Source organism: Flavobacterium endophyticum (assembly GCF_003634455.1).
GTDB classification, from domain to species: Bacteria; Bacteroidota; Bacteroidia; order Flavobacteriales; family Flavobacteriaceae; genus Flavobacterium; species Flavobacterium endophyticum.
The window spans coordinates 1,824,440-1,845,008 of record NZ_RBLC01000001.1; the positions used below are offsets into that span (position 1 = coordinate 1,824,440).

At 37.1% G+C, this 20,569-nt stretch carries 21 protein-coding genes; 1 reads left to right on the forward strand and 20 read right to left on the reverse strand.

The genetic code is table 11. The features are described from left to right. Positions 1-136: 136 nt before the first annotated feature. The 20 genes from CLV94_RS08225 to CLV94_RS08320 form a co-directional block, all read right to left on the reverse strand. A complete protein-coding gene (locus CLV94_RS08225; RefSeq protein WP_121375917.1) occupies positions 137-1,507 on the reverse strand; it encodes an NADH-quinone oxidoreductase subunit N in 1,371 nt (456 codons plus the stop codon). 16 nt (positions 1,508-1,523) lie between these two features. Further along, positions 1,524-2,963 carry a complex I subunit 4 family protein gene (locus CLV94_RS08230; protein WP_121375918.1) on the reverse strand — a complete coding sequence of 480 codons (1,440 nt, stop codon included), beginning with the start codon at positions 2,961-2,963 and terminating at the stop codon, positions 1,524-1,526. Between the two features lie 10 nt (positions 2,964-2,973). Continuing rightward, positions 2,974-4,854, reverse strand: a complete 1,881-nt coding sequence (nuoL, locus tag CLV94_RS08235; protein ID WP_121375919.1) for an NADH-quinone oxidoreductase subunit L — start codon at positions 4,852-4,854, stop codon at positions 2,974-2,976. Positions 4,855-4,860: 6 nt separating this feature from the next. Beyond that, positions 4,861-5,181, reverse strand: a complete 321-nt coding sequence (nuoK, locus tag CLV94_RS08240) for an NADH-quinone oxidoreductase subunit NuoK (protein WP_121375920.1) — start codon at positions 5,179-5,181, stop codon at positions 4,861-4,863. A gap of 2 nt (positions 5,182-5,183) precedes the next feature. Next, positions 5,184-5,702, reverse strand: a complete 519-nt coding sequence (locus CLV94_RS08245; RefSeq protein WP_121375921.1) for an NADH-quinone oxidoreductase subunit J family protein — start codon at positions 5,700-5,702, stop codon at positions 5,184-5,186. A 1-nt stretch (position 5,703) separates the two neighbouring features. Then, a complete protein-coding gene (gene nuoI, locus CLV94_RS08250; RefSeq protein ID WP_121375922.1) occupies positions 5,704-6,249 on the reverse strand; it encodes an NADH-quinone oxidoreductase subunit NuoI in 546 nt (181 codons plus the stop codon). 66 nt (positions 6,250-6,315) lie between these two features. Next, on the reverse strand, positions 6,316-7,350 hold the full coding sequence (nuoH, locus tag CLV94_RS08255; protein ID WP_121375923.1) for an NADH-quinone oxidoreductase subunit NuoH: 1,035 nt from the start codon (positions 7,348-7,350) through the stop codon (positions 6,316-6,318). Between the two features lie 5 nt (positions 7,351-7,355). Continuing rightward, positions 7,356-8,405, reverse strand: a complete 1,050-nt coding sequence (locus tag CLV94_RS08260; RefSeq protein ID WP_121375924.1) for a 2Fe-2S iron-sulfur cluster-binding protein — start codon at positions 8,403-8,405, stop codon at positions 7,356-7,358. A gap of 91 nt (positions 8,406-8,496) precedes the next feature. Next, positions 8,497-9,864, reverse strand: a complete 1,368-nt coding sequence (gene nuoF, locus CLV94_RS08265; protein WP_121375925.1) for an NADH-quinone oxidoreductase subunit NuoF — start codon at positions 9,862-9,864, stop codon at positions 8,497-8,499. A 1-nt stretch (position 9,865) separates the two neighbouring features. After that, positions 9,866-10,396 (reverse strand): complex I 24 kDa subunit family protein, encoded by a 531-nt coding sequence (locus tag CLV94_RS08270; protein ID WP_121375926.1) that lies wholly within the window; start codon positions 10,394-10,396, stop codon positions 9,866-9,868. Positions 10,397-10,517: 121 nt separating this feature from the next. Continuing rightward, positions 10,518-11,753, reverse strand: coding sequence for an NADH-quinone oxidoreductase subunit D (locus tag CLV94_RS08275; RefSeq protein ID WP_121375927.1), 1,236 nt, complete (start codon positions 11,751-11,753; stop codon positions 10,518-10,520). Between the two features lie 25 nt (positions 11,754-11,778). Next, positions 11,779-12,300, reverse strand: coding sequence for an NADH-quinone oxidoreductase subunit C (locus CLV94_RS08280; protein WP_121375928.1), 522 nt, complete (start codon positions 12,298-12,300; stop codon positions 11,779-11,781). Between the two features lie 8 nt (positions 12,301-12,308). After that, positions 12,309-12,857: an NADH-quinone oxidoreductase subunit B gene (locus CLV94_RS08285; RefSeq protein WP_121375929.1), complete on the reverse strand. Its 549-nt coding sequence runs from the start codon at positions 12,855-12,857 to the stop codon at positions 12,309-12,311. 118 nt (positions 12,858-12,975) lie between these two features. Further along, positions 12,976-13,341 carry an NADH-quinone oxidoreductase subunit A gene (locus CLV94_RS08290; protein WP_121375930.1) on the reverse strand — a complete coding sequence of 122 codons (366 nt, stop codon included), beginning with the start codon at positions 13,339-13,341 and terminating at the stop codon, positions 12,976-12,978. A 302-nt stretch (positions 13,342-13,643) separates the two neighbouring features. Further along, positions 13,644-13,844 carry a cold-shock protein gene (locus CLV94_RS08295; protein WP_027310289.1) on the reverse strand — a complete coding sequence of 67 codons (201 nt, stop codon included), beginning with the start codon at positions 13,842-13,844 and terminating at the stop codon, positions 13,644-13,646. Between the two features lie 217 nt (positions 13,845-14,061). Further along, complete coding sequence (locus CLV94_RS08300; protein ID WP_121375931.1) at positions 14,062-15,198, reverse strand: hypothetical protein; 1,137 nt, start codon at positions 15,196-15,198, stop codon at positions 14,062-14,064. Positions 15,199-15,218: 20 nt separating this feature from the next. Continuing rightward, positions 15,219-15,668: a hypothetical protein gene (locus CLV94_RS08305; RefSeq protein ID WP_147406605.1), complete on the reverse strand. Its 450-nt coding sequence runs from the start codon at positions 15,666-15,668 to the stop codon at positions 15,219-15,221. 371 nt (positions 15,669-16,039) lie between these two features. After that, positions 16,040-16,891, reverse strand: coding sequence for an HTTM domain-containing protein (locus CLV94_RS08310; protein WP_147406606.1), 852 nt, complete (start codon positions 16,889-16,891; stop codon positions 16,040-16,042). 126 nt (positions 16,892-17,017) lie between these two features. Further along, complete coding sequence (locus tag CLV94_RS08315) at positions 17,018-17,482, reverse strand: hypothetical protein (protein ID WP_147406607.1); 465 nt, start codon at positions 17,480-17,482, stop codon at positions 17,018-17,020. Between the two features lie 223 nt (positions 17,483-17,705). Then, the gene (locus CLV94_RS08320; protein WP_121375935.1) at positions 17,706-18,431 is read right to left on the reverse strand and encodes a hypothetical protein; all 726 of its coding nucleotides are present in this window, start codon (positions 18,429-18,431) and stop codon (positions 17,706-17,708) included. Positions 18,432-18,830: 399 nt separating this feature from the next. Between CLV94_RS08320 and CLV94_RS08325 the strand changes: the two genes are divergently transcribed. After that, entirely contained in the window at positions 18,831-20,543 is a 1,713-nt protein-coding gene (locus tag CLV94_RS08325) for an AraC family transcriptional regulator (RefSeq protein WP_170148766.1), read from the forward strand. The last annotated feature ends 26 nt before the right edge of the window (positions 20,544-20,569 follow it).

Genomic DNA, 20,569 nt, shown 5'->3' on the forward strand with positions numbered 1-20,569 from the left:
AGTACAAAATTAACCTAAACGACTAAGAACTACTGTTTGACAAAAGTTAATGTTGAAAAAATTATCGTAAGAAATTATATAAAAAAAAACCACCAGAACTAACTGATGGTTTTCGGTATAATGTATTGTTAAGCTTCTATGTCAGTAAATCTAGCAAGAAAGAAGGGTAAAGTCCTAATGCGATGTTCAATAAGATAGCAACTGTAGCAACAGCGCTATATACAAAAGGAACAGATTTTGCATTTTCTGTGGCATCTTTAGTATACATGGCAAGAATCAATTTGAAATAGTAGCCCACGCTGATGATAGAGTTTACGACAGCGATGATTACCAAGATGATGTGCCCAGCTTTTAGCATTTGTCCGAACAAGAAAACTTTAGCAAAGAATCCTGAAAAAATCGGAATTCCAGCCATAGAAAGCAAAGCTCCTGTTAGGATTGCTGCTAATAAAGGACTCGTTTTTCCTAGTCCGTTGAAATTGAAAATATCTTCGTTGTCTTTGTCTTTTGTGACATATAGCACTACTGAGAATGCTGCAATTCCTGCCAAGGCATAAGCCGAAGTATAGTAAAGAAGAATTCCTCCAGAAGTGGAAACGGCCAAAAGCGCCATCAACATAAATCCTGCATGTGAAATACCTGAGAAAGCCAGCATTCTTTTCACATTTGTCTGTTTTAATGCCATAATGTTTCCGATAGTCATCGAAAGAATGGAAACAATCATCAAAGCTGTTTGCGAAGATTCTGGAAGGTTGACGTTCATTGCTCGTACCAATTTGAAGAAAGCCGCCATTGCAACCACTTTTGCCAACGTACTCATCAAAGCCGTTGTCAAGGCAGGCGAACCTTCATAAACGTCGGGAGCCCAAAAGTGAAATGGAACTGCTGCGATTTTGAAAAGCATACCAATACTCAATAAAATAGCTCCAATATAAAACCAGTCTTCTACATCAGCAGAAGTTCCTGCTTCTTGAATAACTGTCATGTCAAATGAACCGATAGCGCCATAAATTAGTGCAATTCCGAACAAGATAAAACCTGAAGCGAAGGCTCCCATCAGGAAATATTTCATTCCAGCCTCATTACTTTTTAAGCTCAAGCGATTGCTTGCTGCCAAAACATATAAAGAGATAGAAAGAATTTCAATTCCAAGGAAGAACATTGCGAGATTCCCGAAAGCAACCATAGCAATGGCTCCTGTCAAAAGGAACAATTTTATAGAAACGAAATCGGATATTTTGTGTATTTGTTTCTCGTGAAAGCTTGGTGTCAAGGCTATTAGAAACACTGTCAATAAAATAAATAGGCAAGAAAATGAAGTTGAAAAGTTATCATCAACAATCATATTATTGTAAGTATCTGCTGATCCATTTAATCCAGTCGCTGTCAGTCCCAAGGTAGCAAGCAAGCCAATAATTGTTACAGGAACAATTGCTTTTCTTACGTTGAAAATTTCAGCTATAAGGCATAAAACCCCTAATACGGCAATAGCTATTAATGTATACATTTTATATCTGACTAAATTAAATTCTGTTTATAACTTTTATGACCTCTTGAAGGCTTGGCGTAATCAAATCGATGATTGGTTTTGGGTACAATCCGAAAAATAATAGGACACCGATAATTATTACCATTACAATACCTTCATTGACATTGATATCTGCAAAAAACTTTTCGTTTTTATCTCCCAACATTACCTTTTGGAACATTCTCAGCATATAAAAAGCTCCCAAGATGATTGTTGTTCCACCAATAATACAAATGGTTACACTTCTTTGTGCCAAGCTGTAAAGCAATTCGAATTCTCCGACAAAGTTAAAGGTCCCTGGCAATGCCACAGAAGCCAACACTAATATCATAAACATAGAAGTGAATTTTGGCGCTTGTATTCTGATACCTCCCATTTCGGAAATTTTTCCTGTAGCGTATCTTCTAGAAATAATTTCTGCGGCAAAGAACAAGCCGACTACTCCAAAACCGTGCGCAAGCATCTGAAGGACCGCTCCTCTCAAACCGTCTAAAGTCAAAGTGTACGTTCCGGCTGCAATTAATCCAACGTGAGCTAAAGAAGAATAGGCCAATAGTTTTTTGATGTCTTTTTGTTTAAAAGCAACAATAGAACCATATACTACGCCTGCTACGCTCAACCCTACAAAATAGAATAAATATTCTTTTGCCGCAATTGGAGCAAGAGGCAGTTGCCATCTGATGATACTATACAGTGCCATTTTTAACATAATACCTGATAAAAGCATGGTACCGACGGCTGGTGCTTTTTGGTATACTTTTGCCTGCCATGTATGGAAAGGAATAAGCGGAATCTTTATCGCATATGCTAAAAAGAAGCCTAAGAATATCCATAACTGCTCTTGAGAAGTCAATTTTACGTTGATCAAATCACTCAAAAGGAAGCTTCCCGCTTTTTGATAGAGGTAGATAAATGAAACCAGCATGAACAGAGATCCGGCGAAAGTGTAAATAAAGAACTTCACGACTGCTTTTTTTCTGCTTTGCGGATTGCCGCCTCCCCAAATCAAGGCGATAAAGTAAATAGGAATTAAAGAAAGTTCCCAGAAAATATAGTATAAGAATCCATCAGCACTTAAGAAAGTTCCGACCATGGCAAAAACCATGAACAGGATCAAGGCATAAAAATTCTTAGATTTAGCGTATGAATTTCCAAAAGACGAAAATATAATCAGCGGTGTCAGGGCAGTAGTAAGAAGAACCAAAGCCATAGACAAGCCATCAGAACCAAGTGCCAGATAAATTTTAGGCATTGCTACCCATTGTAGCATCAAGCTGATGTTTTGTCCTGAATTATATAAGGTTAAAAGATAAATTGAAGCACCGAAAGCAGCAAGGCTAAATAGCAAAGCTGTTTTAGAAGCCCATTTGTCTCCGGATAGAAAAGTAGCAATTGCTCCGACTAATAAAATAATTAATAATAAAGATACGTCCATTAGTGATGAATTATTGTGCTAAAAATAAATAAGCGATAATTGAAGCAGTTCCGATTACGAAAGCGAAAAGATAAAACCCAACGCTTCCGTTTTGGAGTACTTTTCCTTGTGTCCCGACCATATTTGTCACTTTTCCTAATCCGAAAATAAATCCAGACAAGGCTGTTTCAATAAAGTTTTTCGAGAAGCTGGCTATAGCATAGATAGGCTTCACGATTACCACCATATAAATTTCATCTACATAAAATTTATTATATAAAACTTTTGAAAATCCAGTGATTTCGCTGTCTTCGCTAGGCACTTGAGATTTTTTGATATAATTTGAATACGCAATTCCGATACCGATCAAGGCACCAACAACTGCGATTCCCATCAACATATAAGTGGTACCGTCTAAATGATGCTCTTCTCTTGCTCCGATAAAAATTGGTTTTAGATATTCGTTCAACCAGCTATGTCCTGGGAAGCTGATAAAACCTCCTACCGTCGAAAGAATAGCCAATACGATTAATGGAAAAGTAATCAGGCTTGGAGATTCATGCAAGTGGTGTTTTTGCTCTTCTGTTCCTCTGAATTCTTTGAAGAAAGTCAAATACAACAAACGGAACATATAGAAAGCCGTCATGATTGAAGCTAAAGAAGCAATTACCCAAAGGGCTTTATTTTCATGGAAAGCAACCATCAAGATTTCGTCTTTAGAGAAGAAACCGGCAAAAATCGGAATACCAGAAATCGCTAATGTCGCAATCAAGAAAGTAATGTAAGTCACTTTCATGTATTTTCTCAAGCCGCCCATTTTTCTCATATCTTGTTCTCCGTGCATGGCATGGATAACAGAACCTGAACCCAAGAACAGACAAGCTTTGAAGAAAGCATGCGTGATTACGTGGAAAACAGCAATTTCATAAGCTCCTAGACCTAAAGCTAAAAACATCAAGCCGAGCTGTGAAACCGTAGAATAAGCTAATACTTTTTTAATATCGTTCTGAACCAAAGCAATAAATGCGGCAACCAAAGAAGTCACGGCACCAATTATAGCAATAACCATCTGGATATCTGGAGTCAGGTTGAATAAGAAGTTTAATCGGGTAATCATGAAAATTCCGGCAGTTACCATGGTTGCTGCGTGGATTAATGCAGAAACTGGTGTAGGTCCGGCCATCGCATCAGGCAACCAAGTGTATAATGGAATTTGCGCTGATTTTCCAGATGCACCAATGAAAAGACATAATGTTCCAAAACCTAACCATCCTAAATCAACTGATTTTCCAGTAGCGACAGCAGTTTTGATTGTAGCGAAATCAACAGAACTGAATAAATATCCAAGCGTAAAGATTCCGATTAAGAATCCTAAATCTCCAATTCTATTCATGATGAATGCTTTTTTAGCTGCATCGTTATAGTCTTGGTTTTTATACCAGAATCCGATTAGGAGGTAAGAGCATAATCCAACGCCTTCCCATCCGATAAACATGATTAATAAGTTAGAGCCTGTAACCAATGTTATCATGAAGAAGATAAATAGGTTAAGGTAAGCAAAGAACTTATGCAGATTTTCATCATCGTGCATATAGCTGATCGAGTAGATGTGGATTAACGTTCCGATTCCTGTTACGAATAGCAACCAAAGAATTGAAAGCTGATCTAATAGGAAGCTGAAATTAACATTGAAATTTCCAAGGGTCATCCAATGAAATAAATCAATTTGTATAGGCTGCTTTGTGTTATTTATTTGAAAGAAAAAGTTTAATGCAACTGCAAAAGAAATGGCAACAGCGATTGTCCCGATTGTTCCAGAAACATTGCGGCTGACCTTTTTTCCTAGAAATACATTAAATAGAAACCCTGCAAATGGGGCCAATAATAAAAGTAAGAGTAAGCTTGTCTCCATTAGGGATTATCCTTTTAAATTTTTTAATTTATCAATATCAATCGAATGAATGTTTCTGTAGATTCCGACCAAAATAGCTAATCCTACAGCAACTTCTGCGGCAGCAACAGCCATAGAGAAAAATACGAACACTTGTCCTGAAGCATCTTGATGATAGGTTGAAAAAACAACCAGCAAAAGATTTACTGCATTCAGCATGATTTCGATTGACATAAACATTACGATGGCATTTCTTCTGAACAAAACACCAAATATCCCGATACAAAATAAGAGTGTAGAAAGATAAATGTAGTTTTCAATACCTATTTGTTGTAAAACATTCTGCATAACTATAAGCTTATTTTTTCTTCTTTTTTAGACAACAATACGGCTCCAATCATGGATACTAGTAATAATACCGAAGCAAATTCAAACGGAATCATAAAGCCATTTTTCTCGTCAAGCAAGACTTGGCCTAAGACTTTGATGGATTGGTAATCTTCGCCTGAAACATAATATTCTTCTATGATCGGCATTGATTTTAAGAAAGCCGCCAAAAGTACAAAGGCTACAAGACAGAAGGAAGCTACTGCAGCAATTATAGTGAGCCCGCTCTTATGCCGTTCATCTTCTTTGTTGAGATTCATCAACATTATCGTAAAGAGCAACAGGATCATGATGGCTCCAGAATATACTATAATATGTACAACCGCCAAGAACTGTGCGTTAAAAAGCAGGTAGTGTCCGGCTATCGAAAAGAAGCAAATTACCAGATAAATGGCGCTATGAATAGGATTCTTTGTCAAAATCGTCAAGAACGCTGTTGCTAAAGTAATCGCGGATAAAATATAAAATACAGTTGTCAACATATTAATTAGCCGTTTTCAATTTAGTGTTATTCAAAGCCTGTTCTAAAGGCATCACCAATTTATCTTTTCCATAAATAAATTCACCTCTGTCGTAGTCTGCTTTTACAATCTTTTTAGATGTAGTCAGGTAAATAGCTTGTTTTGGGCAAGCTTCTTCGCACAGACCGCAGAAAATGCAACGCAACATGTTGATTTCATAGATCGAAGCATATTTCTCTTCTCTATAAAGATGTTTTTCGTCTGGTTTTCTTTCTTCCGCTTTCATCGTAATAGCTTCGGCAGGACAAGAAAGAGCACACAAACCACAAGCAGTACAACGTTCACGGCCTTCGTCATCACGCATCAGCATGTGCTGTCCGCGATACACTGGACTCATTGGACGAACCTGCTCTGGATATTTAATAGTTACTTTTCTCGTGAACAAGTGTTTGATCGTAATAAACAATCCTTTCACGATCGCTACAAGATAAAGGCTTTCCAAAAAGGTCATCTTTTTGTTAGAAACCTCTTTCTTTCTGCCTGATAATGATATAGTCTCTATACTCATTTTGATATATGGTTTCAGATTTTGTGGAAGTAAACTTCCGTCAATCTTTATATTAATCTTAACTAATTAGCTGTCAAATAATAAAATTACAACTCCGGTTACTACAATATTTGCTATGGCTAACGGAATTAAAATTTTCCATCCCAAGCGCATCAACTGGTCATAACGGAATCTCGGTATCGTCCATCTTACCCACATGAAGAAGAAGATGAAGAAACAGATTTTTATGAACAGTACTACGATTCCGATCACATTAGCAGGATTCACACCCCAGTTTTCAACAGCCCATTCCATTCCTGGATAGTTGTAGCCTCCAAAATAAAGGACTGCTAAAATAGTTGATGAGATGAACATACTTGCATATTCCGCAAATAAATAGAATCCCATCCTCATAGATGAATATTCTGTATGGTAACCACCGATCAATTCGGCCTCACATTCTGCTAAGTCGAAAGGTGTTCTGTTGGTTTCTGCAAAAGAACATACCAAGAAAATGATAAAGCCAATCGGCTGATAGAACACATTCCAGTGCATGCCGCTTTGGTTCGCTGAAATTTCTCTTAAGCTCAAGGTACCTTCCATCATCAACAAAGCAATAATTGAAAGTCCCATGGCTACTTCATACGAGATCATCTGCGAAGCCGCACGCATGGCAGACATCAACGAGAATTTGTTGTTAGAAGCCCAGCCTCCAATCATGATTCCGTAAACACCGACTGACAATACTCCAAATATGTATAGGATAGAAACATCAATATCGGTGGCTTGCAGGATAATATCTCTGCCAAATAGATGCAGTTTGTCTCCCCAAGGAATAACGGCACTTGTCATTAAGGCTACGCTCATCGAGATTGCAGGGCCAACAACAAATAGGAACTTGTTTGGCGTGTCTGGCAAGAATTCTTCTTTCGAGAATAGTTTCAGACCATCGGCAAGTGGTTGCAGGATTCCTCCTTTTCCGGCTCTGTTCGGACCGATTCGGTCTTGAAGCCAAGCCGCAACTTTTCTTTCCGCAAGCGTAGAATACATCGCCATCAGCATTGTTATTGCAAAGATGATGACAATGAAAATTCCTTTTTCTATAATTATCGTACTATCCATTTCGATTAAATATTACCTTCCTTAAATGCTTGCTCTTCCTCTTTTTTCAGAGGAACTGCTGGCATACTGATTTTCTTTCTGTCTTGGTCGCGTCCTTTCAAGATTCCTTTTTCTGTTTCGATTACAACCGTATCTAATTTTCTAGTGTAATTGTTTTGGTTGATAACAGAATCTTTCTCGAATTTTCTTGGACCTTCAATAACCCAGTCTTTTGTGTCTTTATGGTCAAAACGGCATTCGTTGCAGATGAATTCTTCTACTTCGTGGAATTCGTCTTTTCTTCCTGTAACTCTTTGGATTTCGTTACCGAACATCCAAACTGTAGTTTTTCCGCAGCATCCTGGAGTCGTACATTCTCTGTGTGCGTTAAAAGGCTTGTTGAACCAAACTCTTGACTTGAAACGGAATGTTTTGTCGGTTAATGCTCCAACAGGACAAACATCGATCATGTTTCCAGAGAATTCATTGTCGATTGCTTTTGAAATACAAGTCGAAATATTAGAATGATCTCCTCTGTCCATAACGCCATGAACACGATTGTCAGTCAATTGATCCGCAACCATCACACATCTGTAGCACAAAATGCAACGGTTCATGTGCAATTGGATATTCGGACCAATATCTTCTGGTTCAAAAGTTCTTTTTTCTTCAATATAACGAGTCTGTGATTTTCCGTGCTTGAAGCTTAAGTTCTGCAAATCGCATTCTCCAGCTTGGTCGCAAACAGGGCAATCCAAAGGGTGATTAATCAGTAAAAACTCCGTAACCGATTTTCTAGCTTCTGTAACTCGGTCTGATTTGATGCTGTTGACTTCCATGCCATCCATAACACCAGTCACGCAAGAAGCCATTAGTTTTGGCATTGGAGTAGGGTTGGCGTCGCTTCCTTTTGAAACTTCAACCAGACAGGCACGGCATTTTCCGCCAGAACCTTTTAGTTTTGAATAATAGCACATCGTTGGCGGAACGGATTCGCCACCAATCATTCGAGCAGCTTGCAGGATAGTGGTTCCTGGTTCTACTTCTATTGTTTGACCGTCTATTGTTACTTTCATTTTTTTATTCTTGATGTCTTAAAGTTGTAAAGCTTTCAAGTCTTCAAGCCTTTGACTTCATGACTTTCGACCTAATGGCTTTCGACTAAATTTAAACTGTTTGCTTTGCTACCAAATGTCTTACCTTTTCAAAAGGCTCGGCCACAAAATGGTCTCTGTTTTTAATTTTTTCAGGGAAACGAACATGATATTCGAATTCCTCTCTAAAATGACGAATTGCTGCTGCAACCGGCCAAGCTGCCGCATCGCCTAACGGACAAATCGTATTTCCTTCAATCTTGCTTTGGATACTCCAGAGCAGATCGATATCTTCTTCGCGGCCGTGGCCGTTTTCAATTCTGTGTAATACTTTTTCAAGCCAGCCAGTTCCTTCACGGCAAGGCGAACACTGTCCACAGCTTTCATGATGGTAGAATCTGGAGAAATTCCATGTGTTTCTAACGATACAAGCGGTGTCATTATACACAATAAATCCGCCTGAACCTAGCATAGATCCTGTGGCAAAACCGCCGTCGCTTAATGATTCATACGACATCAATCGGTCTTCTCCGTTTGCAGTTTTATAAATCAAGTTGGCAGGCAACACAGGAACAGATGAACCACCTGGCACGAATGCCTTTAAAGGTCTGTCATCGATCATTCCGCCAAGATATTCATCAGAATTCATAAATTCATCAACGCTTAAACCGAGCTCAATTTCATAAACTCCAGGGTTTTTGATGTGTCCTGAGGCAGAAATCAATTTAGTTCCAGTTGATCTTCCGATTCCGATTTTTGCATATTCTGCGCCGGTATTGTTGACAATCCATGGCACTGCTGCGATTGATTCTACGTTATTTACTACTGTAGGATTGGCCCAAAGACCAGAAACAGCAGGAAACGGTGGCTTGATACGAGGATTACCTCTTTTTCCTTCAAGAGATTCAATCAAAGCGGTTTCTTCTCCGCAGATATAAGCACCACCACCGCAGTGAACGTATAAATCTAAATTATAACCAGTACCTAAAATATTTTTTCCTAACCATCCAGCGGCATAGGCTTCTTTGATGGCTCTTTCAAGAATTTTATAAATCCACATATATTCTCCGCGAATGTAGATGTAGGATAAATTGGCTTCTAGTGCAAAGCTTGACGTGATCATTCCTTCAATCAAAAGGTGCGGAATGTATTCCATCAAGAAACGGTCTTTAAAAGTTCCCGGTTCCGATTCGTCAGCATTGCAAACCAAATGTCTTGGTTTGCCTGATTTTTTATCGATGAAGCTCCATTTCATTCCAGTAGGGAAACCAGCACCACCACGACCTCTTAATCCAGAGGTTTTCACTTCTTCCACAACTTCGTCCGGCGTCATTGTTTTCAGGGCTTTTTCTACAGAAGCATAACCGCCATTTTGGCGATAAACTTCATAGGTCTTAATCCCAGGAATACTTGCTTTCTCTAATAATATTTTCTTTGACATATTATTTATCGTGTAATGTAACCTTGTTATCTCTACAATCAGCTATCAGCTGGTCGATTTTTTCTTTGGTCAGATTTTCTTGGAAAAAGTCGCCTAGCTGCATCATCGGTGCATAGCCGCAAGCTCCAAGACATTCAACGCCTCTTACTTCGAACATGCCGTCTGCTGTAGGTTCTCCAACTTTTACGCCTAGCTTGTCGCAGGTGTAATCCATCAAGTTTTCAACACCACTCAAGCAGCATGGTGAAGTCTGGCAGAATTCAAACATATATTTTCCAATCGGCCTCTGATTGAACATCGTATAAAACGACACAACTTCATATACTTCGATCGGCTTGATTTCTAATATTTCGGCAACCTTATCCATCAGCTCGATGCTCAGCCAGTTGTCATGGGCATCTTGAACATCGTGCAAAACCGGCAGCAAGGCAGATTTTTTCTTGTCCGCTGGATAATGGCTCAAAAGCTCGTTGATGCGTTCCATCAAAGCTTCCGTGATATTTATTTCTTGTTTAATATGTAAACGTTCCATTTTTTGTTTCGGATTTTAGATTTTAGAACTGGGTCTAAAATTCAAAATTTATACTCCTAAATTATATTTGAGATTTATGATTTTTGTTGTTTTAAATCAGAAATCTAAAATCTTAAATTCTCTATGCGTCTAATTCTCCTGCAATTACATTCAAACTTGACAATGTAGCAATGGCATCAGAGAGCATCTGTCCTTTTACCATTTCATTAAATGCTTGATAATAAATAAAGCAAGGTCTTCTAAAATGCAGCCTGTAAGGCGTTCTACTTCCGTCGGTTATAAGATAAAATCCTAGTTCTCCATTACCGCCTTCAACGGGATGATATACCTCGGTTACCGGAACAGGAATTTCTCCCATTACGATTTTAAAGTGATAAATCAAGGCTTCCATAGTAGTATATACATCTTCTTTTGGAGGAAGGTAATAATCCGGAACATCTGCATGATAAGGACCTTCTGGCATTTTTGCCAAAGCTTGCTTGATGATGCTGATACTTTCCCAAACTTCGGCATTTCTAACGCAGAATCGGTCATAAGTATCTCCAGATTTTCCGACTGGGACGTTGAATTCAAAATCTTCGTAAGAGCTGTATGGTTGCATGACACGGATGTCGTAATCAACACCTGTAGCTCTTAAATTTGGACCTGTAAAACCGTAGCTCATTGCACGTTCTGCAGAAATCGGACCAACGTTTATCGTTCTGTCCATGAAGATTCTGTTTCGCGTCAAAAGTTTTTCAAATTCAGACCAAACCGGCGGAAATTCTTCTAGAAATTCATTAATTTTACGAAATGCAGCAGGGCTCCATTCTCTTTCAAAACCTCCGATTCTTCCCATGTTGGTGGTAAGTCTCGCACCGCAGATTTCTTCGTAGATTTCGTATATTTTTTCCCTGAATTGGAATACGTATAAGAAACCAGTCAAAGCGCCCGTATCTACACCTAAAACCGAGTTGCAAATGATATGGTCAGCAATACGCGCCAATTCCATGATGATAACTCGAAGGTATTGTACTCTTTTCGGGACTTCTATATTTAGTGCTTTTTCCAAGGTCATCCACCATCCCATATTATTGATAGGCGACGAACAGTAATTCATCCTGTCGGTCAATGGCGTAATTTGGTAAAAAGGTCTGTTTTCAGCAATTTTTTCGAATGCGCGGTGGATATAGCCAACGGTACCTTCGCCTTCCACGATTCGCTCTCCATCCATCAGAAGAATGTTCTGGAAAATTCCGTGCGTTGCAGGATGCGTAGGCCCTAAGTTCAGAATGGATAGCTCGCTTCCGTCTTCATTCTGCCTTTGCTTGATGATATCGGCATATCGTAATTCTGGTGGTAATAATAAGTCTGACATTTATATCAATATTATTTCAGTACTATTAGCAATTATCTGTTGTTCTTCCGAAGAAACGGTCGTCTTTATCAGTTCTTCCGCCATCTTCTAATGGGAATTCTTTTCGCATTGGGAAAGAAACCATTTCGTCCATGTTCAAGATTCTTTTCAATTGCGGATGGCCTTTGAAGATAATCCCGAAGAAATCGTAAGTTTCTCTTTCTTGCCAGTTGGCTCCAAGGAAAAGGCTGGTCACAGAATCGATCTCAGGATTTTCGCCATTCAAGAAACATTTGATTTTGATTCGTACATTATCCATCCAGTTGTGCATGTGGTATACGACAGCAAACTGCCTGTCTAATTCCGCGTCTGGGTAGTGGATGCCGCAAACATCTGTAAGGAAGTTAAAACGCAAAGTCTTGTCATCTCTAAGAAATTGCATGACTTCGAGTATTGATTTTGAATCTACTTCAAAAGAAAAAATATCGTGTTGTTGCGTAAAATCGCTAACGATTAATTCGAAATTATCAACAAGCTTATTCTGTATATCGGAGGTTTCTAAAGCCATTTTTTTCTTTAAGAAATATTATATGAAGCTAGTAATTCTTGATATTCTGGAGAACTTCTTCTCCTTACGGATTCAGATTTTACCAAATCCTGCAAACGCATTACGCCATCAAGTATCTGTTCAGGTCTTGGCGGGCAGCCAGGAACATAAACATCAACTGGGATAATTTTATCAATACCCTGCAAAACAGAGTAGGTATCGAAAATACCGCCAGAAGAAGCGCAAGCACCTACGGCTATAACCCATCTTGGCTCTGCCATTTGTTCGTAGACTTGACGTAAAATCGGAGCCATTTTTTTAGCAATCGTCCCCATAACTAGTAGCATATCGGCTTGGCGTGGCGAAAAACTCATACGCTCTGAACCAAAACGTGCAACGTCATAATGCGAGCCCATTGTTGCCATAAATTCAATGCCGCAACAAGAAGTAGCAAATGGCAAAGGCCAAAGAGAATTCGCACGGGCAAGTCCGACTACAGTATCTAGTTTTGTAGCGAAAAATCCGGTTCCTTCCACTCCTTCAGGAGCTTCTACCATTTTTATTTTTGAATCACTCATTTTTTCTTGATTTTAGATTTCAGATTTCGGATTTCAGAAAATCCAAAGCATAAATCTGTTCATCGGTTTTATAAATTTGAGAAAGTCTTATATTGAAATTCTCAAATCAAAAATTTAATTATTCCCACTCTAAACCTTTTTTCTTCATCACGTAGAAAAAGCCTACGACAAGAAGAAACATAAAGATTCCCATTTTTGCTAGTCCGGCAAAGCCCATTTCTCTAAAATTCACTGCCCAAGGATACATGAATATTACTTCGACATCGAATAATACGAATAAGATAGCGACCAAAAAGTATTTTACTGAAAAAGGAATACGGGCGTTTCCGACAGATTCGATACCGCACTCAAAACTTTTATCCTTGTTGACCGACTTTCTTCTCGGGCCTAAAAAACTAGAGCCAATAATTGTCATAACCACAAACCCAACAGCAAGCAAAAATTGCATCAATATTGGGAAATAACTAGCCTGATCTGTATTCATAAAGAATTTATTTTATAAAATAGTTACAAATATACGAGCCAATATTTAAAACACAGCCTAACGATTTCAATACTATATAGTATTGTTGTTAATTTTAATTTAGAATGAATAAAAATAATAACCAGTTCTGTTTTGTGTAAATTGTGCATTTTATAGTTTTTTAATTTAAAAAAAAAGAATAGTGTAGTAATGTTATTAAAATTGTGCTATAAAATATGCAACATAATAAATTTAAGGTAAAAAAAAACCGCTCCAATTGGAGCGGCTTAGTTGTGAGGTAACTAAAAATAGTATGCTATATATTAGTCTTCAAGTACTGCAACTTGTGCAGCGACTTTACCTTTTCTTCCTTCTTCTTCTTCGTAAGATACTCTGTCACCTTCGCGAAGTTCTTCCGCTCTGATTCCTGAAGCATGAACGAAAATGTCTTTTCCTGTTTCTTCGTCTGTAATGAACCCGTAACCTTTAGACTCATTGAAAAATTTAACTGTACCTGTACGCATTGTAATAATAAAAATAATTAATAATAAGCAAATGTAGTATTTAATCTAATACGAAGTATAATTTTATGTTAATAAATTGAAAAAAAATTATTGATTAGAAAATCTTTTTGTGATTATTTGAGAAATACAATAGATTGTTTTTCAGATTTTAAACTAAATTCTGTAATTTTTTTAATTATTTAAGAGAAAGATAAAACTCATAGTATTATCGTGAGAATTATTCAAACTCATTAATTCCGTATAAGATTTCTTTCATCTTAGATCCGTTGACTTCAACCGGCCTGTAGGCCATGTTGAATTTGTTTATTGCCACGTCGATATCATCTTTTAGCTTTTTATATTCAAGAGGAAGCTTGGTTTCGCATTGCTTCTCATTCTCATAGCTATTGAGGATAATCTTGAATTTTTCATAGAATTTTCCTCCCTGATCGATAAAGTTATTGTATTGGGCTATAAATTGTAACAACCTGTCGATTGGAAAAATAATATTGACTTGAGAGGTATAAAGCTGCGGACCTTGTTGTGTTTTCAGATTGGCCAAATAATCGTTTGTTTTTTGCCTTACAGCATCCCAGTCGTCTGATGTTCTACAGCTTTCCAGCGTATTGGCATAACCGATCGGCTTTGTATAATCTTTGAATAGGGTTTCAATATCTGCCCTCATCTTGTCATTACTTTTCTGCAAAAAGGCAGTTTCAAAATAAATAGTATTCAGATCATTTTGCATTCGGAGCGTAAAATCCAGGATACACTCAATATTTGCAATCTCCTTATCTTTTTCTTCTTTTGACAGTGATGAAACCATCAGGTTCGAAAATGTCTGGACAACAGAAACAATAGTATTGGTGCCCAGAATAGACGTGAGATCAAAACCTGCTTTTTTATCCTTTTTGTTTTTTACGAGCTCTTTTAGTTTTTCGTATTCGGGATATTGGTTAGGATTCGACAGTTTATTGATTTCCGAGAATGTCCTCACCGACGCAAAATGATGATCCAGGCTCAATACTTTTTCGTATAAAAGCCGAATAATCTGGAGTCCTTTCAAGTATCTGATTTTGGAAAGATCTTGCATTTCTTCCTTTTTAAGAAGAAGAATTTCTTCCTTCAAGATGTCTTTTTGAATTAAAAAATTGATTTTTGCTTCTGCTTCTTTTGCTTCATAAAGCTTTGCCGTCATGTCTTGAATTCGGGATTCTTTTTCCTTGATTTTCGGAGCATAATAGGCACTTATCTTTTTAAATTCTTTTTGCATTTCCTGAAAAATAGCATTGAACTCGGGATCGGAGCCATTGGCATGAGCCGATGGAATCGTAGTGAGAAAAACGAACGTAACCAATAGGACTAATCGTATCATAATTGTAGTTTTTAGTTCTCTTAAAAGGATAACCTAATGAGGATATACTCGGCATTGATTTCTATTGGATAGCTTCCGGCAGCAATTACAACATTTGGTGAATTGATGTTGATTGCTTTTAGAAAATCTTGCTCGACAGTATAGGGAGTATTTATTCTGAAAGTAAGACTTTCTCCAGAATTGACGTCTTTTAATGCCTTACCCATGATGGCGATCTGTTTTTCTTCAGAAATGGTCGCTTTTCGTATTCCTATGCAAAAAGAGTTTTCTCCGGTTTTGTATGCATTTGCATTCGAAGTTTTGGGATCTTGGTCCGTTGTAAACAACTTGCATACGGAACCGCTCAAGAGGCAGTCAGGAAATTGCCTTCCCAATCCGTTATCGTCAATAGCGACTTTGGGATTTGGACTGCTTTGCGCTAATGAAAGCCCTGAGAATAAGAGTGCCGGGATGTATAATATTTTTTTCATCTTTTGTTGTTTTAGAGCTACAATTAAGGTTGATTTAATCGGAGCTTGGTTAATCATCGTGATCTTGTCTTGCTTGAAAAGATTATGCTTCTCATGAACACAATGCATACAAACAATAGGTTGGTCAAGCTAGTGAATAGAAAGACTAATACGGTTTTTTTGGGACTGCTAATTTTTTCGCCTTCGTTTTTTACATAGCTTATCATTTCGTCATAATTTGATAGGTCAATTATAAAATAGAGATTGACAACATTGACAAGAATGATAAAGATTAGTGGTATTTTAGTGGCTAACTTCATGATTTATGGTGTTATGAAGCAGGATGACTATTTTTCATTTTGATAGCTATTTTAATTTAAATGCCAATGTTATTAATAGGCTAATTGTTCTTCAGATTCTCCATCATTGTCTGGACTGCTCTTTAAAAATGGAATATAATAGGCCGAAATATTAAGAATGATCATCAAGATTCCAAAAAAATAAAACCCTGTAAGACTGACGATACAGACATGCAGTAGAATAGTCATGGCCAGCCATAGTTTTCGAGTCTTGGAATAATTAATAAAAACAGGATAAAATATTTCAATGATTATGACAAAAAAACTAATTCCAGCTGATAGAGCTTCTGGCAAGATAAATCTAGAAAGAGGAATCTGTACATCATAATTGGTTCCAGATAATAGTTGCCAATCGATATTGAGGCTTTTTCCAATTCCTGATAAAAAATAAATGAGGCATAAATGAGCTTGTAATAAATATAAAGACCATTTGAGCAGCGTTTCATTTATTTCAAATTCTTTAATGTAATAATCCATCGAGAATTTTCCTCTTGGAAAAATCACGCAATAAAATAAAGCTGATGTTGCAAAATAGCTTGCCTCATGAAGACCGTCGTTTATTGATTTTGTGATTATCAGATTAAATAGGAACGCAAATAAAGCCGAAATCCTAGTAAATGCTCCCAGACATAACAAGCCCAGCATAAAAAGATAGACGTAAATAACGAGGTAAACAAAATCATCAAAGAGTGTATTGAAACCATATTCCGTTATAAAACTATGTAAGGACGCTAACGCTGAATCATGGGTAAGGTCGCCTTGAATCAGTATTTTGGGAACATCTTCCCAAAAAGAAAACAAGCTTAAAATGCAATAAAATGCGATTGAAAATCTAAAAAAAGAATTCCACTCGACCTTTAGATTGGGATTGTACAAGAATTTCATACTTCCAGTTTTGTCATTTGAACGTATTTTGCCTTTTCTTGATAACTGTAATTAAGTACTAAATTTTGTAAAATGCACTATCTGAATTTTCAGATAGTGCATTTTTAATACAGTACTATCAATATTTTACATAGTTGTCACATAGTTGCCGTTTCCATCAGCTGCCAACGTATATCTTCCAGCTCTGATTGTATAGTCAGATGGTAAACCAAGTTGTTTTGTTACATCTGCAGATAGTTTGTAGTCTTCTTCAACTGTAATTGTGTTAGATCCGAAATGACTTCTTACAGCTTCAAGACCCCTGGCGTTTGCTTCTAGAACTAAATTTCCTCTTTCGTTTGTTGTAGCTAGGAAGAAGTTTAATTCAAGAGTAATTACAACACTGCATACACCAAAACCAGTACAACCTCTAGATCGTCTTCCAAAATCTACTTCTATCGTAAGACGAGGTCTTGGTGTAGTCAAATCTTCAGAATTTGATGAATTCTCGATTTTGTCAATTTTTGCTATTGTATTTTCTTTGATTTCATTAGCGTTAGCGTTGAAGCTGAACAAAGCGATTGCCATTAGGCTGAATAGTAAATTTTTCATAATGTTTAAATTTAAGTGGGTAGTTTCATCGTGGTTGGTTTAAGCGATGGACTTACCATGGTTGATTAATAAATTTTTGTTTGATTATTTGGTTTTTATAGAATCCAAACTAAATTCTATGGGGTTTTTCCGGATTAGGACTGGCTAGGGTGGTCTCTGATATTTTTCATGTTTTTTGGTTGGTTAATTGGTTTGAACTTTATTTACTTAACTACTTTCGAATTTATTCGGCTACGCTGTTTCCGACTGCATTGACGCTTGCAGCGGTAGTTACGGCTTTAGCCATGCTTTCAGTATCGCCTTGGATGCATCCTGTTATTCCGTGGTGGATGTCCCATCTTCTTCCTTTTCTGCGCAGGTAATTGGCATGTCGGGCTATCGAGGTGGAAGTAAGGATTGCTTTTTTATCATTTGCTGTCAAAGCCTGGCTTGATACTATTGTTGCTTCAAAACCAACAATGTGGTCATGGATATTTTTTGCCGAAGCTTCTGCATCTATCAGGAGAGTCAGGTTTGCAGCTAGAATCTCAAGCTGGTTTTTAGCGGCCATGCTCAGTACAGTATTATTGGTAATGGCAATATGATAACTGTCGCTTGTATTCAATATCCAATTGATATTGCTATAAGCAAGAGGCATATAGATATTATTTTTCATCGGTGTAAATTCTGAAAAGCTGTTTGCTATAGTTTCAACATCAGAAATGATTTGCGATGGAGTTGTTGAAGTTGGAGCATTATCATAATATTCTTCCAGAATCTTGCGATATAAGCTTCCGGCTGCATCGTAGGAGTTCGCCGTATTTGCCGGATTCCAGTTATGTGGGTTTTCTTTAAGACTTAAAGAAGTTGATGTTTCGGATTGTAATTCTATGTTTTCAAGATCTTCGTCTGTAGAACATGATAAAAAAGTAAGAGATAAAAACAGCGATAATGATAATAACTTTTTCATAAGGAGGAGGTGTTAGTGTTTGTTGTTAAACTCATCTTATTCTTCAGTTCATTTTTGTCCGGACATTGAACCTTTGAAATTTTAATCCCATCCAATTGCTTCAGGATTTCATTGACAAAGCTATCTTGGGAATTTGCCGTTTGCAAGTGTATACAATACGAATTCGCGAAAAACGCGCTACGAATTCATGAATTCGTAGCGCGTTTTTTAATAATTAATACATTGTAAATCAGTTAATTAAAGTCTTTTGTGATTTATTGTTTGATCTGTTTTTTGCAAGGCATTTCTAAAGATTAAAAAACAGGGATTTTTACGGTTTTTTATATTTTTTATGCTACATTTATAACCCTCCATGTTTAAAAGTTAATGATGCAAAATCAAAAACAGCAGAAATTTCTTATGATAAACAAGTTCAACATTTTTTACTTACTCTGTTTGGTAATAGCGATTCCTGTTTTTTCTCAACAAAAGGGATTTCAGCTGCCCGATTCTTTAAAAGATAAGTCTTATGATTATCTTAATAATAGGATAGATCTTTATGAAGAGGATACCATAAAGGCACTTTTTTATCTGGATTCTTATTTGTCAAAAGCAAAATCGGAGAAAAATTTAAACGAAATGGTCAATGCCTATTCCAACGCGATCTTCTTCGTTCCCGAAAATTTAAAGCTTGCTTATGCCGATAGTATAGTCGCAACGGCAAAAATGACGAACGATCCTCCTGTTATAGGCTCCGCTTATATTTCTAAAGGGAATTTTTACTATTCTATTAAGAATTATGCTCAAGCCCTGAATTTTTATCTCTTGGCAAGCGACTACATCTCTAATTCCGATGATGCCTACTTGAAATATGAGCTTAAATATCATATTGCTGGAATCAAAATACATTTAGGGTTTAATGATGAGGCTTTGGTGTTGCTAAAAGAATGTGTCGATTATTTCAAGCAATACGATGAATATGATTATCAAAGAGGTTATCTGAACTCTTTGCATTCGCTGGGATTAGTCTATAACCGACTTGGCAAATACGATTTAAGTACAGAAACAAATGAATTCGCCCTAAAAGAAGCCAAACGCCTGAATATAGACCTGACACAAAACTATATTATCCATTCTGAAGGGATTAATCAATATTTTAAAAAAAATTATACAAAAGCTGTCCATGATATACAGCAAGCTTTGCCAGCAATCATAAAGAATAATGACTTTGCTAATGAGGCAGTCGGGTATTTCTATATCGGAAAATGTTATTGGGATCAAAAACAACAGGAAAAGGCACTGCCTTATTTTAAAAAAGTAGACCGCACTTTTGCGGAGAAAAATTATATACGCCCTGATTTAAGAGAAAACTATGAGCTCCTCGTAGGCTATTACAAAGAAAAAGGAGATGTGAAAAACCAGCTGTATTACATCAACAGGCTGATGAAGGCAGACAGTGTGCTTAATGCGAATTTTAAATATATGTCGGGAAAGATTCACAAAGAATATGATACGAAGGCACTTCGTCAAGCCAAGCAAGAAATCGAAAAACAGCTAGCCGGCAAAGAAAAAACTACCTTATTATTGTATTTTTCGCTGGCCGTTTTTTTCTTCTTGACATTGTATTTTTTCTATCGTTATTATAGCAACCAGAAGCTATACCGCCAGAAGTTTGAAGAATTGATGGATGCAAAAAAGGAGGAACCGCAAGATCCTATCTCGATACACAAAGAGGATACCGAGAAAAAAGGACTTGATATCAATCCAGACGTCGTGACTGCGATATTAAAAGAGCTGGAAAAATTTGAAAGCCGGAAAAAGTTTTTAGAAAAAGACCTGACGCTGGTCAACCTTGCTTCGGCATTTAACACGAATTCAAATTATCTTTCCAAGGTGATAAATCATTATCGAAACAAGAATTATAATAACTATTTGAACGACCTGCGTATCGATTATATCGTCGACCTGCTGAAAAGCCAATCTAAATATAGAAACTATACGATTAAGGCTCTTGCGGATGAATCGGGTTTCAGTACGCCCCAGCATTTTTCAAAAGCATTTTTTGCCTCTACCGGAATTTATCCTTCTTATTTCCTTAATGAATTGAACAAAGAGAGAGATAACGTTGCATAAAAAAGCCTCGATTTTTCGAGGCCTTT